Annotated in this window: 17 protein-coding genes and 1 tRNA gene; 11 read left to right on the top strand and 7 right to left on the bottom strand. The window is 53.9% G+C overall.

The window, feature by feature from the left end; all coding sequences use genetic code 11:
* Nucleotides 1-764 (bottom strand): PEP/pyruvate-binding domain-containing protein (locus Q0510_RS13795; protein ID WP_298712749.1); only part of this gene is annotated, 764 nt, incomplete at its 3' end.
* 3 nt (nt 765-767) lie between these two features.
* Nucleotides 768-1,160 carry a MarR family transcriptional regulator gene (locus Q0510_RS13800; RefSeq protein ID WP_298712752.1) on the bottom strand — a complete coding sequence of 131 codons (393 nt, stop codon included), beginning with the start codon at nt 1,158-1,160 and terminating at the stop codon, nt 768-770.
* Nucleotides 1,161-1,383: 223 nt separating this feature from the next.
* Here Q0510_RS13800 and Q0510_RS13805 point away from each other — a divergent pair, with 223 nt between their 5' ends.
* The 5 genes from Q0510_RS13805 to Q0510_RS13825 all read left to right on the top strand — a co-directional run bounded on the left by Q0510_RS13805 (nt 1,384) and on the right by Q0510_RS13825 (nt 5,577).
* Nucleotides 1,384-2,103 carry a hypothetical protein gene (locus tag Q0510_RS13805; protein WP_298712754.1) on the top strand — a complete coding sequence of 240 codons (720 nt, stop codon included), beginning with the start codon at nt 1,384-1,386 and terminating at the stop codon, nt 2,101-2,103.
* A 15-nt stretch (nt 2,104-2,118) separates the two neighbouring features.
* Nucleotides 2,119-2,532 (top strand): DUF3592 domain-containing protein, encoded by a 414-nt coding sequence (locus Q0510_RS13810; protein WP_298712757.1) that lies wholly within the window; start codon nt 2,119-2,121, stop codon nt 2,530-2,532.
* Between the two features lie 224 nt (nt 2,533-2,756).
* Complete coding sequence (locus Q0510_RS13815) at nt 2,757-4,490, top strand: hypothetical protein (RefSeq protein WP_298712760.1); 1,734 nt, start codon at nt 2,757-2,759, stop codon at nt 4,488-4,490.
* A gap of 49 nt (nt 4,491-4,539) precedes the next feature.
* Entirely contained in the window at nt 4,540-4,896 is a 357-nt protein-coding gene (locus Q0510_RS13820; RefSeq protein ID WP_298712762.1) for a VOC family protein, read from the top strand.
* 129 nt (nt 4,897-5,025) lie between these two features.
* Nucleotides 5,026-5,577: a dihydrofolate reductase family protein gene (locus tag Q0510_RS13825; protein WP_298712765.1), complete on the top strand. Its 552-nt coding sequence runs from the start codon at nt 5,026-5,028 to the stop codon at nt 5,575-5,577.
* A 37-nt stretch (nt 5,578-5,614) separates the two neighbouring features.
* Here the strand turns inward: Q0510_RS13825 and Q0510_RS13830 are convergent, their stop codons facing one another.
* Nucleotides 5,615-6,676, bottom strand: a complete 1,062-nt coding sequence (locus Q0510_RS13830) for an endo-1,4-beta-xylanase (protein WP_298712768.1) — start codon at nt 6,674-6,676, stop codon at nt 5,615-5,617.
* Between the two features lie 99 nt (nt 6,677-6,775).
* Between Q0510_RS13830 and Q0510_RS13835 the strand changes: the two genes are divergently transcribed.
* Nucleotides 6,776-7,612, top strand: a complete 837-nt coding sequence (locus Q0510_RS13835) for a maleylpyruvate isomerase N-terminal domain-containing protein (RefSeq protein WP_298712771.1) — start codon at nt 6,776-6,778, stop codon at nt 7,610-7,612.
* A gap of 67 nt (nt 7,613-7,679) precedes the next feature.
* On the opposite strand, the gene Q0510_RS13840 is transcribed toward Q0510_RS13835, so the two are convergent.
* Together Q0510_RS13840 and Q0510_RS13845 are read right to left on the bottom strand one after the other, a co-directional pair.
* A tRNA-Glu gene (locus Q0510_RS13840) sits at nt 7,680-7,751 on the bottom strand.
* Between the two features lie 74 nt (nt 7,752-7,825).
* Nucleotides 7,826-8,173 carry a helix-turn-helix domain-containing protein gene (locus Q0510_RS13845; protein ID WP_298712774.1) on the bottom strand — a complete coding sequence of 116 codons (348 nt, stop codon included), beginning with the start codon at nt 8,171-8,173 and terminating at the stop codon, nt 7,826-7,828.
* Nucleotides 8,174-8,247: 74 nt separating this feature from the next.
* On the opposite strand from Q0510_RS13845, the gene Q0510_RS13850 reads away from it, so the two are divergent.
* On the top strand, nt 8,248-8,988 hold the full coding sequence (locus Q0510_RS13850) for a 3-oxoacyl-ACP reductase family protein (RefSeq protein WP_298712777.1): 741 nt from the start codon (nt 8,248-8,250) through the stop codon (nt 8,986-8,988).
* 115 nt (nt 8,989-9,103) lie between these two features.
* Here the strand turns inward: Q0510_RS13850 and Q0510_RS13855 are convergent, their stop codons facing one another.
* The gene (locus tag Q0510_RS13855; RefSeq protein ID WP_298712780.1) at nt 9,104-10,228 is read right to left on the bottom strand and encodes a FecR family protein; all 1,125 of its coding nucleotides are present in this window, start codon (nt 10,226-10,228) and stop codon (nt 9,104-9,106) included.
* A gap of 262 nt (nt 10,229-10,490) precedes the next feature.
* Here Q0510_RS13855 and Q0510_RS13860 point away from each other — a divergent pair, with 262 nt between their 5' ends.
* The 3 genes from Q0510_RS13860 to Q0510_RS13870 all read left to right on the top strand — a co-directional run bounded on the left by Q0510_RS13860 (nt 10,491) and on the right by Q0510_RS13870 (nt 13,518).
* Nucleotides 10,491-11,330: a hypothetical protein gene (locus Q0510_RS13860; protein ID WP_298712782.1), complete on the top strand. Its 840-nt coding sequence runs from the start codon at nt 10,491-10,493 to the stop codon at nt 11,328-11,330.
* A 255-nt stretch (nt 11,331-11,585) separates the two neighbouring features.
* A complete protein-coding gene (locus tag Q0510_RS13865) occupies nt 11,586-12,662 on the top strand; it encodes a hypothetical protein (RefSeq protein ID WP_298712785.1) in 1,077 nt (358 codons plus the stop codon).
* A gap of 31 nt (nt 12,663-12,693) precedes the next feature.
* Entirely contained in the window at nt 12,694-13,518 is an 825-nt protein-coding gene (locus Q0510_RS13870; RefSeq protein WP_298712788.1) for an RteC domain-containing protein, read from the top strand.
* Here the strand turns inward: Q0510_RS13870 and Q0510_RS13875 are convergent, their stop codons facing one another.
* Entirely contained in the window at nt 13,519-14,559 is a 1,041-nt protein-coding gene (locus Q0510_RS13875) for an aminotransferase class I/II-fold pyridoxal phosphate-dependent enzyme (protein ID WP_298712791.1), read from the bottom strand.
* Nucleotides 14,560-14,649: 90 nt separating this feature from the next.
* On the opposite strand from Q0510_RS13875, the gene Q0510_RS13880 reads away from it, so the two are divergent.
* Nucleotides 14,650-16,151, top strand: a 1,502-nt coding sequence (locus Q0510_RS13880; RefSeq protein WP_298712794.1) for a beta-N-acetylhexosaminidase, incomplete at its 3' end; no start/stop codon positions are given.

Genomic DNA, 16,151 nt, shown 5'->3' on the forward strand with positions numbered 1-16,151 from the left:
GTACCATTTTCGGCGGAAGCGAATATGCCGATTTTTTTGGTGGCGATCTTTCTGCCGGTAATCGTATCATGGCTGACGGTGAAATTATCCGCATTCACTATCCCCGAAACTAATGCTTCTCCCAAACCGAAACTGGCATCGATCGACAAAATTTTCCTGCTGGAGGTCACCGGATCGGCGGTGAACATGATTCCCGCCGCATCGGGGAAAATCATCTGTTGCACGACTACGGCCAGCGACACGTTATGATGCGCAAACCCTTGCTGCATGCGGTAGATGACGGCCCGCTCCGTATACAACGAAGCCCAGCATTTGCGTATATGGCGCAGGACTTCCCCGGCGCCGGAGATATTCAAATACGAATCCTGCTGCCCTGCGAACGAAGCGGATGGGAGATCTTCGGCCGTAGCACTGGAGCGGATGGCGAATGAAGTTCCATCCCGCCAACCCGCCAGCCGGCTTTCGATTTCCTGTTTGATATCGTCAGGGATGGATTGCGATTCGATCGCCTGGCGGATTTGAGCGCTGATTTCCCGGACGGCGGAGTGGTCGCCGGATTGCAGTGCATTCAATTGATGCAGAAGTCCAGGCAATTCGGCCTGGTTAGCGATCACTTTTTCGTACACGGCGGTGGTAACGCAGAAGCCCTCCGGCACAGCAATCCCTTCCATCCCGGAAAGAACGCCCAGCTGAGCGCCTTTGCCTCCTGTCAGCGCGGTTTGCGTGGCGCCGGGTTCGTTAAAACCGATGATATTGGCTGGCATGGCTTACTTTTTATCTGTGAGCGATTGGATGGCAGCATTCATAATGTCGATAGCGCCGGCGAAATAGCGCTCGATGACTTTCCTTTCCTTCCCGGAGAAAGATGCCATCAGATCTTTTGACCGGCTGCGAAATTCCTTGTACAAGGGAACGAAAAGCTCCATGATATTCTCCGATTCGGGTACGATGATGACCTTCCGCCGGTCGTTTTCCGCAAACTGCCTTTTCACCAGCCGCTTCTTCTCAAACCGGTCGATCAGCCCCGTTACCGCTCCTGTGGTGAGGCCGGTGAGTTTGGCCAGGTCGCCCGCTGTCATGGAACCCTTTTCCATAATGAACCCTAAGTATTTATGATCCGTCCCCGAAAGCCCTGCCTTCCGGGCAATGGCTTCGTGCATCTGTATCGACGTTTCCTGAAATCGCGGAGGTCATCTTTGCTCATAAATATCTTATTTAATAAATATCTTAGTCGCTAAGATAAAATATTGTGGCGAAAGAAACAAGACGGAATTTATATTAGGTCGATAAATCCTTATACCATGTATTCACTCGAATCCATTGCGGGCCCGGGATGGTATTGTGGGAATGCGTACATTTAGTAAGATGTAAACCGGGCGTCGTATGCAAACTGTCAACCAAAATCGCCGGCTGTCTTTTTTCGGGGTGATGGGAATTGTGGGATTGCTGGCCGTCCACATAGGTTTTGCCAAAACATTTATCGTACCCCAAATCCATGGCGAATTTGCGGCGCCTATCATTATTTCCGTACACGGCAGCCTGGCCGTTTCCTGGGTCACATTATTCACGATTCAATCGCTGCTGACAGGCTGGGGCAAACCCGCGGCGCACCGGGCATTGGGTATCCTGGGCTTCTTGGTGGCCACCGGCGCCGCGGTCACGATGTTACCGGCCGGCATGTACCAGGTCCGCCGGGATCTGGCGGCGGGAATGGGCGACACCGCGGTTTCTTCGTTGGTGGGCGTGGTGACCGCCGCAGTTATGTTCCTGGGGTTCGTGGCTGCCGGAATGCTTACCCGTTCCCGGTCCGCCATGCACAAGCGGTTCATGCTGCTGGCGCTGATCGTTCTGCTCTGGCCCGCCTGGTTCCGGTTCCGCCACTATTTCCCGGGAGTGCCGCGGCCGGATATCTGGTTTGCCGTGGTGCTGGCCGACAGCCTCATCGGGGTAGCCTGGCTTTGGGACTGGCGCACCCATCACCGTATCCATCCTGTACTGCTGTACGGCGGATGTTTTATCATCCTGGAACATACGTTGGAAGTGCTGGCATTCGATTCCGCACCCTGGCGGCATGTGGCAGCGTGGTTATTTGGTTCATTATAATAAAATCGATTCAACATGTATTTCGTATTGCTGTTCATGGTGCTCTTTTCGGCGGTGCCTTTGGCCGTCACCATTTTCAGGTGGATGAAGCTGCGGGCCATCAAACGGCGTGGCGTAAAAGCCGAAGGGCGCGTTATTGGTAAATTTACCAGAGCCGTTAAGTGGGGAAGGGCCATCGACAAGCTGCATATCGAATACCGCGACTGGGCCCCCGGGCAATCGTTCCGCGCAGAGGCTTTTGCGCCTTTGGGGAAATTTGAGGTAGGCGATACGGTGACGGTGTATTATCTGCCTGCCCGGCCGGGAAAAATCGTACTGGCGGGCGGATTGGGCTACGGTCCGATGTTGCTTTTCTTTACCGGATTATTCCTGTTTGTCCTGTTTGCCGTATATAAACTGGATGAGATGATCCGAACCGGCGCATATTAACTGGAACAATATCAGGACATTATCATCCAATTCAGTGATTTTATCGGAAAACATACCCCGGAAGCGGATAATTCGTAAATTAGAAGTAGACGAACTAAAGCTTTTCCGGCCCCGCCCCATACCGGAATACCCCGAAAAATTCTGTCCGCCAGCATAGCGTTAAGTACTTATGATATTCTACGTCAACTCCAAAATTTCCATTCATGTCCGCAAAACGATCACTTATGAGCAAGTTCAGTATCGCGATGATTCCCGTCGTGATGATGCTGGCCTGTCAGAACCGTTCCGGTTCGAAGGAAAGCCAGTCGTCCGTTAAAAACGCGGCGTCCATGGGTTGCGCTGTTCCGCCGACCCATGATAAGGACTGGTATGCTTCCGGTAAAAAAGCGCCTTTCTTCGACAATATCTCCGGCGTCGATTTTAAAATTTCCACCACGCAGCAGGAAGCGCAGGCATATTTCAACCAGGGGATGATGCTGGCGTATGGTTTCAATCATGCCGAAGCGGCGAGGTCGTTTTATGAAGCAACCCGCCTGGATTCCGGTTGCGCCATGGCGCATTGGGGCTTTGCGTATGTGCTGGGGCCGAATTACAACGCGGGTATGGAAGACGATAATTACCAGCGCGCCTGGGAAGCGGTGACCAGGGCAAAAGCCTTGCTGGCGAATTGCACGCCAAAGGAAGCCGCGCTGATCGGGGCGCTGAGCACGCGTTATGTGCAAACGCCCCCGGCCGACCGTGCCCCGCTCGACAGCGCCTATTCCGCCGCCATGAAGAAAGTGTATGATCAATATCCATCCGATCCCGATGTGGGCACGTTATACGCCGAATCGATGATGAATCTCCATCCCTGGAATCTTTACGACAAAATAACGAAAGTCCCCCGCCCCTGGACGCCGGCGATCGTCAAAGTGCTGGAGCGGCTCATTGTGCAGCATCCAAAACACGCAGGGGTGCATCACTTTTACATTCACGCCCTGGAAACCTCCGCGGCGCCCGAAAAAGCCATGGCCAGCGCGTTGTTGCTGGATACGCTGGTAAAAGGAGCGGGGCACCTGCTGCATATGCCTTCGCATATCTACATCAATACGGGCGATTATCATCTCGGTTCATTGTCCAATATCCGGGCGGTGGAGGCGGACAGTTTGTATACGACGATGTGCCATGCGCAGGGGGCTTATCCGCTGGCATATTATCCGCATAACCATCATTTCCTCACGGCTACGGCAACGCTGGAAGGTAAATCCAAATGGGCCTGGGATGCGGCGATGCAGCTGCACAAGCACACATCGGGAGAAGTCATGCGGATGCCGGGTTGGGGCACGTTGCAGCATTATTATACCATCCCGTATTACATTGCCGTGAAGCTGGCCATGTGGGATACGATCATGGCGATGCCGGCCCCCGCGGCAGATCTCGTTTATCCGCGTGCGGTCTGGCATTATGCTCGGGGGATGGCGCACCTGGGGAAACACAGCCTGGGCAACGCTAAAAAAGAAATGGACAGCCTGCGCATCCTGGCGGCGGATGCCAGCCTGAAGGATCTGACCATTTGGAACATCAATACCACCGCCGATCTGGCACAGATCGCGGCGAAGGTGCTGTCGGCGGGGATAGCAGTGCAGGAAGGGCAGGCAGACGCTTCCGAGAAATTGCTGAAAGAAGCGATTGCTATAGAAGACAACCTGAATTACAATGAACCGCCGGATTGGTTCTTCTCTGTCCGTCATCATTTGGGTGCGGTATTGCTCAAAGCCGGGAAGGGGAAAGAGGCGGAGGATGTTTACCGGGAGGATTTGCGTACCTGGCGGAAAAACGGCTGGGCGCTGATCGGGTTGCACCAGGCGCTGGCGATGCAAAATAAGCACGCGGAGGCGCAGAAGGCGAAAGCGGAATTTGACGAAGCGTGGAAGTATGCGGATGTGAAGATCGCGGCTTCGTCGGGGATCGCGGATTAGCAACTGTATGCGGAGCATTCCCAAAAAATGTATAACTTCTATTAAAAACATGCTTACCCACATCCACCCGAAACTACCCATGCGTGATAAGGCTGCCACGCTGGACTTTTATGTGAACAAATTGAGTTTTGATCTGGCGGGGGCGGACGATTACCCCTATTACCTGATGCTGCGCAAAGATGAGATTGAAATCCATTTCTTCGAGTTCAAAGCGCTGGACCCATTGGAGAATGCCGGTCAGGTATATATCAGGACGGATGATATCGAGGCGTTGTATGCCACGTTTCTCGCCAATAGCGTCGGCATCCACCCGAACGGCGGTTTGGAAGTAAAGCCCTGGTGGCAAAAGGAATTTTCGATATTAGATCCGGACAATAACCTGCTGACGTTCGGGCAGTCGGTTTAATGCCTTTCGTGCTCATAACACTGGTATTTGGCGGGCTGCCGTTACCAGAATCCCCCTTTTTTTGGCCTGAAAGCCCCTCGTAATCCTGGCCGGCAACCCTTTATTTTGGGGAACAGTAAAACCTATAACATGAGAACCGTAAAATTCGGCATGAACATAAGCCTGGACGGATATTGCGATCACACTTTCTCCGTTCCGGACGAGGCATTAATGGATTATTTCACGGCTACGTTGGATAATGTTGATTTGTTGTTTTTCGGCCGCGTGATGTACCAGATGATGTTCCCTTACTGGGAGGATGTTGCCGGAAATGAATCGGGTACGCCGGCGGAGAACAGGTTCGCGAAGCGGTTCAGCGAAATCGACCGGGTGGTTGTTTCGCGCACGCTGGATGCGGGTGACGCACGCACGGAGATTATCCGGGGCAACCCTGCCGAAGCGCTCTTGCGCCTGAAGCAGCTCCCCGGTAAAGATATTTCGGTGGATACGGTCAGCATGTTGCCGGAATTGCTGCGTGCGGGGCTTATCGATGAAGTTAACCTTGTGGTGCATCCGGTGATGGTAGGCAATGGGCGGCCCTTGCTGGAGCCGGGGAGCTTGCAGCAAAATATGAACCTAAAGCTGGCCGAAACCATTCATTTCGATAGCGGTTGCATGGCTTTGCATTATAGGAAGAAGTGATGAAGAGCCGGGTATGGGGCTTTTTTCTTCCCCAAAATCAGAAACCGACCACGCTCCCATACGCTTTTTTGGGTTGCAGCGTTTCATCGAACAGCAGCGGATAGTTTTTCCGACCTTTCACGGGGAAGTTGTCCAGCCAGCTCGAGCGGTCTGAAACGTTCCAGAAAGTAACCCCTGTGATCACGTGCCGGTATTTCCTGAAGGTATCGAAAAGCATGCGGTACTGATGTTCCTGCAGCATTTGCTGTTCCGCCGTGAAATCCGGTTTTTCCGGCATTTTGTTATTAGTGAAAACGGATACGTCCAGCTCGGTGATCTGTATGTTGATGCCGAGGGACGCGTATTGCTCGATGGCAGATGCAAGCCGTTCTCTTGACGGGTCTTTGATGGACCAGTGGCCCTGCAGGCCAACGGCATGAACCGGCACGTTTGCTTCCCGCAGCTTTTTAAGCAGGCGGTATATCTTGTCTCTTTTTACCGGATCTTCGGTGTTATAATCATTATAAAATAAAACGGCTTCCGGATCAGCCTCATGCGCATACCGGAAAGCCTGCGCAATGAAGTCTTCCCCGCAGATCTTGTACCATAAAGAGTTACGCAAAAACTCGCCACGCCCGTCCGACACGGCTTCATTTACGACATCCCAGGCATATATCCGGCCTTTATACCGGCCCACAACTTCGTGGATGTGTGTGCGCAACCTGTTCAGCAGGGTGTCTTTTCCTACCAGTTGGCCTTTTTCGTCATAAAACATCCATTTGGGAGCCTGGTTGTGCCAGCAGAGGGTGTGGCCCCTGACTTTCAACCCGTTTTCCATTGCAAATTGAACGATCGCATCGGCGCCTCCCCATTGATACCGATCCGCTTCGGGGTGAACAGGCTCCATTTTCATCGCGTTTTCCGCGGTAAGGCTATTGAAATGTTGCAGCAGGAAGGCGCGGGTGGCGGAGTCCTGTAAATGACGGGGAGTGATGGCTACGCCGATGGGGAAATAGTCCTTGTAGTGGTCTTTCAGGCCTTTTGGGGAGTGCTGTGCGTATGCAGCAAAGGTGGTGCTGATGGTCAGCATGGCAACGAACAGGTATTTGGAACGCATCATAGGATAGCTAAAATACAAATCCGGGCAGGTTTTTGCAATATCTGCTGCAATTTGAAGCGGTACATCATAAATTTCGAAAAAAGATCAGGATATTTAATAATGAAAAATAAAATCCAAATAGACACCTCACTGTTATTTCCCGCTTTGGATATAAAACTCATAGAACTGCTTAAATCACTTAGCGATGAAGAATGGAATGCACAAACGGTTGCAAAGCGCTGGACTGTAAAGGATGTTGCGTCTCATCTTTTGGATGGAAACTTAAGAGGACTTTCTATCTCCAGAGACGGTTACTTTGGAGAACAGGCTTCCGCAATTAATTCTTTTTCGGATATGGTCTCCTTTCTCAATAACCTCAATATGACCTGGACCAGCGCAACGAAAAGACTAAGCCCTAAAGTGCTGATTGAGCTCCTGGAGATCACAGGTAAAGCGTATTCAGCGTTTCTTACTACGTTAGATCCAGCGCAAGATTCGTTACTTTCCGTAGCCTGGGCTGGACAGGAAGTATCACCCAATTGGTTTCATATAGCAAGAGAATATACCGAGAAATTTCTCCACCAGCAGCAAATTCGGGATGCAACCGGCAGGCCGGGGATCATGACAAAGGAGTTTTACTATCCCTTTATTGATACTTTAATGTACGCGCTTCCTCATACTTTCAATAATGTGATTGCGGATTTGGGCACAACAGTAACTGTAGTCATCAACTCAGATATCGGCGGACAATGGAATGTGGTGAAGTCGGAAAATGGCTGGGAGCTAAGTAAAGAGATAATCAACACAGCAGATGCAACGGTAATAATAGACCCGGATACGGCGTGGAAGTTGTTTTCAAAAAGCTGGCGCCCAGCGTTTGTGCTTGATAAAATAGCCGTGAAAGGAGACGTTCAGTTGGCAAGAAAGACGCTTGAGATGGTTTCAGTCATGGCTTAATAATATTCTTGCAGCTAGGGGCAAAAAATAGAAGAGACGGTCCGTTAGACCGTCTCTTTTTGTTTCGTACCGCGTACGGGAATCGAACCCGTCATTCCTCCGTGAAAGGGAGGCGTCTTAACCGCTTGACCAACGCGGCGGTTCCCTGTTTGGGATTGCAAAGGTAGGGGATTCCGAAACAATTCCAAAAATTTTTGCAAAAAAATCTGCGAATCAACCCTTGCGGTGCCTGGCGCCCCATGCCGATATCTCCCGCAACATTGGTTGGGTCGACCGCCCGAGGGCTGTCAGGGCATATTCGACCTTCGGGGGAACTTCCGGGTACACCGTCCGCTCCACCAATCCATCCGCCTCCAGTTCACGCAACTGCGACACCAGCATCCGCTCCGATACACCCGGTATGTCTTTCCGCAATTCATTGTAACGCTTACATCCCTCCGTCAGGCTGAAAAGAATTGAGGGCTTCCACCTGCCGCCTATCACCGACAAGGCGTGCGACATGCCGCACAACAAGCTCAGGCGGTTTTCGTTGATGCTGTTCGTTGAATTCGTTTTCCGCATACTTACTAAAATGTTAGTACTTAACAACTACGTCAGTACCTCCAAAGATAAAGGGTTCGGGATAATTTTGCGATATGAAAAATCTACACCAGCAAACAGCATTCGTGACCGGCGGCAGCCGGGGCATAGGCGCGGCAATCGTCAGAAGGCTTGCGCATGAAGGCGCCCACGTGGCATTCACCTACCAGTCGTCCAAAGAAAAAGCGGAAGCGCTCGCGGCGGAAGTTAGCGCCCTGGGTGTGAAAGCCCTCGCCATCGCGGCCGACAGCAAAGACCCCCAGGCCGTGCAAGCCGCCGTAAACCAGGGCGCCACCCACTTCGGCCGGCTCGATATCCTGGTCAACAACGCCGGCATCGGCAACATCAAACCCCTGGAAGAATGTTCCCTCGAAGACTTCGATGAAACCATGGCCGTTAACGTGCGCGCCGTATTCGCCGCCTCCCGCGCCGCCATCCCGCACTTGCAAAACGGCGGGCGCATCATCAACATCGGCACCTGCCTGGTCGACCGTATTACCTTCGGCGGCTGCGCCCTCTACTCCACCAGCAAAGCCGCCATCACAGGGCTCACCAAAGCGCTGGCGCGGGAACTGGGACCGAAAAAAATCAATGTGAACATCGTACACCCAGGCCCCATCGATACAGACATGAACCCGTCCGACGGCCCCTCGGCAGACTACCAGCGTTCCCTCACCGCCCTGGACACTTTCGGGAGAACAGCAGACATCGCGGCGATGGTAGCCTTCCTCGCAGGACCGGAAAGTGGATTCATCACCGGCGCTGGTTTTACGGTAGACGGCGGTACGAACATTTAACGACGCCGGTTCCACTGGGTTAACACCATCAAAAAACCGCTCTTACGGGAGCGGTTTTTTGAAAGTCTCAGCTCCTCTTGGAGGACGCTATATATTATCTACACAACTGTCTTGGTTATCGGCAGTGGAGCATACCATTCTTCCAGTAAAACTCCACTTCATTCTGCGCATTTATATTATCAACAAATTCGGAAAGCGTTTGGTTGCGGTGAATGCTTCCATTTAGTAATTTTTTTTCTGCCTCTTCCGTATCGATATATAACGTGGTGTTAAACCACCGCGCGATAATGTTCCTGAGCTCCATAGCCGGCAAATCCCTGAATAATTGTTCGCCTGTTGTCCATGAAAGACTGTGCTGGGATTGCATCCTGGCGGGGTACAATGGCCTGCCGGTAGCGGCGGTGGCTTCCTGGCCTCCCTGCAATGGGATGGCGGATCCGAATGCGGACATTTCCATCGGGCCATTGACGATATGCGCAGCCACGCTCGTAGGCGTATATGCATTTACGTTACATATTCCGGCGCCCCGCGATGTGAGATCGGCCTGGCCGGCGTGGATGATGAAGGCTTCGCCGTGGCCGTTCCTGATCCTGAAATATGCTTCTCCTTCCAGGTACACCTCTCTCGGGCCGGGGCCAAAGCGGAAGGGGAATATGATTTTAGATGCGCTGTTCAGGTGTACTTCGGTGCCGTCCGGTAACTGCACCCGCGATTCCTTGCCGGGGGGAACGCTGAAGCTGTTCCATCCGGAGGCGCCGTGGCCGACGTTTTCGAGGCGCAGCATGCCGTCGTTGAATACAAATCCGGTAGCCTGAACCCGGTATCGTTGCGGATTGCCCTCGTGGAAGGTCACGGTTTCTCCATTCGCAAACTGCAGCGTTACTTCCTGTATGCTGCTTGGAATAACGGATGGCGTCGCAACGGGAGCCAGTTCCGCCGGCCAGACGAACAACACGGTAATAATCGCTCCCGCGGCCAGTCCTGCACTGATCCACCAGTTCCAGATCCTTTGCAGCCTGCGGCGGCGATGCCGTTGCAAGACGGCAAGATAATCCGACTCCAGCTGTTGTGATGGAAAAGCCTGCCCGCCATAGCTTTCGTTATCCCTCATTTCACTCCTGATGGCGCGCGCCTTCGCGCTGGTGGCCATTAAATCATCCAACGATTGCTGCTCTTCCGGAGTAATGGTTCCGAACAACTCTTTGTGAAGCAGTAATCGTATATGATTTTCGTTTTCCATCTGAATATATAGATACGTTTTTGAGGTACGCGGGGTGAATGGAGAAAAGAAAAAAGAGGAATATTTTTTCCAAATGTTAATAAACGGGCGGATTGCAGCCCAACATGGATATGAAATTGCGCGGATTTGTTAACAGCGGCACTTTCCAGGCAAGCCGGTTGTACGGTTGTTAATTCACCCTTTCAATTGTTGCCGCCATCTTTATATACAAATTGTACCAGCCTGAGAGAACCCCGTTTGCAGCTAATAAATGCATGCCATCATGGACATACTGAACCAATTAGTATATGCCCGCCTCATGCCGGCACAGCTCTCCGCCCATCCCGCAGGCCTTCCCGGCCTCATCGGCGAACTCCGCGCCTCCAAGCTTCGCATTACCGCCCGATTGCTGGAACTGGACCGCCAGACCGATAATCCCGCCTCCGCCATCGCCATCCGCCGCTACCAGCTGCAATTCGTAGCCGTCGTCGATGTCCTGCATTTCTTCCAGCTGCAGGCAGGCCCCCGCTTCCAGGAATTCTACGACGAAGCCGCTGCCCTCGTCATGGAACTCATCATGGCCCTCGAACAATATTTTCCCGAACATCTCGCTAAAGACCTTTACCTCCCGGGCCCTTACGCCGGGCACATCCTCTCCCAGCAAGCCTCACGCATGCGCGATACCGAAACCGCCCTGCTCGAAAGCCGCATCAATCCCGCTTTGGTCGATATCATCTTCCGCCCCATGCGCCGCGCCGACGCGCAGCCCACCTTCGGTACCGCCGGATTCTACCGCCATCTCCTGCGCGACCTCCGCGAACAAGACCACCTCTACTATATGGACCCCGAAGATCGAACGCTGTTCATCCTCTTTACCCACAACTTCAACTGCCCCGACCTCCTCCGCCACGCCACCACCGTACTCCGCAGCAGGACCGCCGCACTCAGAACCCTCCAGGAGAAAAAAGGCCTCCTGTCCTGGTACGAAAAAGAATTACGCCACCTGCCGTCAAACGAGTATGCGTTGTACCCCGGCAAAGGCTCCATCAGGGACCAACTCCTGCAATGGATCAAAGAAGAAAAACAATTCATGCACAACCTGTATACCACCTGGAACTCGTAAATGCCCGCGTATTCCCCCGGTTAACCCCATGCACCTGCAGGCATGAGAAAATATTTCCCACCTGTGAAAGCGAACCGCAGGGTTTCGCCATTTTCGTTTCGTGCATTTGCGTATCGCGATAGCCCCGGCGCCCGGTACTATTGCTTCACCCTTTTTACTACACCAATGACATTGTTAAATCACATCGTAACCGTCCAACTTTGTCCACAGGCAACCACTGAACTGATTGAAAAATTACCACAGTGCCTGGAACAGATGCAAACCGAGAAAAACCGCCTCACCGCGTTGCTCCTCCGCCTGTCCGACCTCCCCGCCGGTAACCCGCGCCGCACCGCCGCCGTCCGGTACTGGCAGCGGTCTGTCGTTCGCCTGCTGGACGTCCTCCGCGGATATGCCGACGCTTCCCGCGCAGACAAGGCCGTGGCCGTCCATTACGAAGCGGCCACGCAACTCCTGCTGGATATCATGACCGGCCTGGAACAGCATTTCCGCGACGACTTGTCTCCGGAGCTGCTCCTCCCGCAAACCTATGCCCGCCTGGCAAGGTCGTTGTTCCTCCAGCGCCTGCTGAAGTCGGACAGGGGGATGTCGCTCCTCGGGCTTGAAGCGCCCTTCAGGCGCCTGGTGCTTGAGCCTGTCTGGGATTTCCTGGAACGGCCGGAGGAAAGCATCACTTTCGGGGAGCTCTTCTACCTCCGCGACCTCGTCACAAAACTGCTGATCTTCACCCATCCCGCTCACGCCGGCTCCGACAACCCGGGCGTGGATATCCATCACCTGCTCGTAAGCCTGAATTTCAATGCCGCGGGATATTTCTTGTATTGTGTGGAAGCCGTGCGCAGGGAAATGTACCGTTATAGCAGCCTCCGCGAAAGGATGAAAGTACTCGCATGGTGCACCCGCGAACTGAGACGCATAACGCCCGACAGGCGGTACAGGTCACTGCGCCCCGGCGGCTTCCCCATCCGCGATCAGCTGCTGGTATGGCTTGAGGAAGAGCGCATTTTCATCCGCCACCTCATGGCCCCCGCGCGGGAAAGACCGGAAGATGCTTCCTGGTCCACCCGCCTCACCGTACCGCAAGCGGCCCTGATGGCAAGGGTTTATCTCGAAGAAGGGCTGATCAAAACGGCATCGCTGCAACAGGTATTTTCTTCGCTGGCGGATATGCTGCACCTGCGGAAAGCGGATGCCGTGGCGGAAGACATCTTCCGGTTCAAGTACCAGAACCCAAGCCTGTCCACCGTTACCGCCTGCAAGCAATGGATCGGCAGGGTGCTCGACCGGCTGAACGATTACGAAAAGCAACTGCGTACAGGCGCAGATATCTAACCCATTATCATATCCGGAAAAACAACGAAAAATGAAACCCGATTTCAGGCAAATATTGACCAAACTGGAAGAAGACCTCACCGCCATGGAAGCCAGCATCCCCAATCTGCTCGAACGGTTCAAGACCGGCGCGCTGCTGGCCGACGAATCCGTGGCGTTGCTGAAGCGCATCGTGCCACGGCAGTTCGGCAGCACATTCGACGAAATATATTTCTTCAAACATATCCAACCGCATATCCTCGCCAAAAAGATTTATTACAGCCAGCTCTTCCGCATCGAAGCCGACCGGCCCAAAGGCATCCGCGACGATTACCGCAAATTCCTGGACCAGGAACTGCAACGGATCACCATGTTCTTCGAGGTGCACAACGCGCTGTTCCTGTACTTCCGTGGTGGCGCCACCGAGCGCGACGAACAATATTTCCTCCGCGACAGTACGTACAACAACGAATACCCGGTAGACCTGGACGGTATGCTGGACACGCGTTTCTGCACCGTCACTTCTTTTAAGCTGGCGGAACTGATCGCTTTGGAAGATGTGAGCAAATACCTGATCACCCGGCTGGAAAACATGTATGCGCTGCCCCGGAACCTACAATACAAGCCGCGCCTACGGTGGACGGAATCCAAAACCGACCTCGTGGAGCTGGGTTACGCCTTGCACCTCTGCGGGAGCTTCAATAACGGGGACGCGGATATCAAACAGGTGTTCGAATGGCTGGAGAACTCGCTGGACGTGGATTTTGGTAATGTTTACAGCAATTTCAGGGATATCCGCATGCGTAAAAAGGAGATGGCGTCTTTCCTCACACGGTTGAAAGACGGCTTGTTGAAACGCATTGAAGAAATGGACTGATCACACCAGTTCGGCAATCGTGCGCAGGGCTTCCGGTAGCTGGGGCGCATCATAAGCCCCGCCCAGGGCTACCCGCACGAACTGATCGTCTGCCGTGAGCGAAAACATTTTCCCGTTGCTGATATCGATCTGCCGGCTGAGCAGGAACGCGGTGACTTTCTCCGGTTCGCGGCAGGGGATCCAGTAATGGAAACTATCGGGATGGCTGAGGTATTCTTTCCCCCGGAAATAATTTTCGATTAGCAACCGCCCTGCCGTTGCCGCTTCGCGCTTTTGTTCCGCCAGTTTGCGCAGCCATCCGTTCGCCATCAGGTAAATTCCGAAGCGCGTGAAGAGGGTCGATGTACCGCTGCAGGTCATCTTCACGAAATTGGACGCCCCATTCATCAGGTGTGCCGGGTGGATCATGTAACCCGCCCGCAGCATGGGATTGAAAGGTTTCGACAAGCTGTAGACGTGCAGGGTAATGTCCGGCGCCAGCTCCAGGAAGGAGGGCGGGGGATCGGCATGCAGGAAGCGGTAGGCATCGTCTTCAATGATATATGTCTCCGGGAAACTGCGCACCACGCTGACGATCGCCATGCGGCGTTCCAGGCTCATCACAGCATTGGTGGGATTGTGGAGCGTGGGTTGCAGGTAGATAAGTTTACAGGAATTTCTTTCAATACATTCCGCCAGCTTCTCCGGCAGCATACCTTCGGTATCCGTTTCCACTACGTGATGCCGGTATCCCGCGTCTTCAGCGATCATCCGCCAGCCCGGAAATGTAAATGGCTCGATGGCTACATCCCCGGTGTGCGCGCGGAAATACCGGGCGATGGTAAAGAGGCCGCTGTTGGCGCTGGGGACCGGCGTAACGGCCACTGTGGCGGGATCGAAGCGGAGATGGCTGCCGAGCGCGGAGAGGGAATATTCGTCCAGGGGCGAGTATGGCGGATGCAGCAGGTCGTACTGATCACGGTCGTTCAGCTGGTTGATATAGTCCCGGAAGATATCGGACTCCGCGGGAACGGAAGGGTAGTTGAGGCTAAGGTTCAGCATGGCAGGCGCATTTAAAGAAGGAAGGTAGTAAATATGTTCGTTCGGAATTGATGATTATCTTTAAAACTTCAATCAATTTCCACAATCGCCATGTTAAGAACGCTCCTTTTCATTACCACTTATGCCATCAGCCTCTGCGCTGCCGCGCAGGACATCTGCCCGGTGATCCCCGCGCCATTGCAGTCCTCTCCGGCCAACCAGCAATTTGTCCTGAACGATAAAACGGTGATCATCGTTTCGAAACCGGCAATGCTCAAGGCAGCCGGTCTCCTGCAACGCGAATTGCTGAAGTATACCGGCATCCGCGTACAGGTGGCGCCGCAGTCATTACACCAGCAATACAACAGCCAGAAAGGCAACATCAAAAGCGCCGGCTTCCCGAATCATATCGTGCTTCATACAGGCAGCCAGTCCGAAGACGCCTATTCCCTCGGCATGATCAACCGGCAAGTGCGCATTGAAGCCGGCGGAGAAGAAGGGCTCGTGCATGGGGTGATGACGTTCATTCAGCTGGCAGGCCTTTCCGCCACCCCGCGTCACGAAGCGGTGGTTCCCTGCTGGAACATCAAAGACGAGCCCGCGATGAAATGGCGCGGCTTCATGCTCGACGAATCCCGCCACTTCTTCGGCAAGCAAACCGTGAAAATGCTCCTCGACCAGATGGCGTTGTATAAACTCAACCGTTTCCACTGGCACCTGACGGATGCGCCGGGCTGGCGGATCGAAATCAAGCAATACCCGCGCCTGTCGCTGGTGGGCGGCATCGGCAACACCACCGATTCCCTCGCGCCGGCGGCCTATTATACCCAGGACGAGATCAGCGAAATCGTGGCCTATGCCGCGGAGCGCGCCATCACCGTGATCCCTGAAATCGACATGCCCGGCCACGCCACGGCCGCCAACAAAGCTTACCCGCAGTTCAGCGGCGGCGGCACGGCGAGATACCCCGAGTTTACCTTCAACCCCGGTATAGAAGGCACTTATCAATACCTGACCAACATCCTCCGGGAAGTGAACGTTTTGTTCCCTTCGCGCATGATCCACGTGGGTGGCGACGAAGTGAGCTTCGGCTCCGCCAGCTGGAACACCGATCCCCATGTGCAAAGCCTCATGCAGCGCCATCAGCTGAAAACGCTCGTGGACGTGGAGCATTATTTCATACGCCGCATGGCCGATTCACTGCAGGCCATCAACAGCAAGGTTTTGGCCTGGGATGAAGTATCCGCCGCCAACCTGCCCGTGAAGGAAACGATCGTTTTCTGGTGGCGCCAGGAAAGGCCGGAGCAGCTGCAGATCGCACTGGATAAAGGTTATGATGTGGTGATGTGCCCGCGCCTGCCGTTGTACCTGGATTTCGTGCAGGACAGCTCGCATACCTCCGGCCGCCGCTGGGGCAAGGAGTTCAATCCCCTCCGCCGCGTGTACGATTTCAAGCTGGACGATTATCCCGCCATCAGCGACAAGAACCGCAAGCAGATCATCGGCATTCAGGCCAACCAGTGGACGGAAGTCATCAAATCCGAAGACAGGCTGGAGTTTATGACCTTCCCGCGCCTGCTGGCGATGGCCGAGGCGGCATGGTCGGCGCCTGA

It is taken from the genome of uncultured Chitinophaga sp. (genome assembly GCF_937874145.1).
Lineage (GTDB): Bacteria > Bacteroidota > Bacteroidia > Chitinophagales > Chitinophagaceae > Chitinophaga.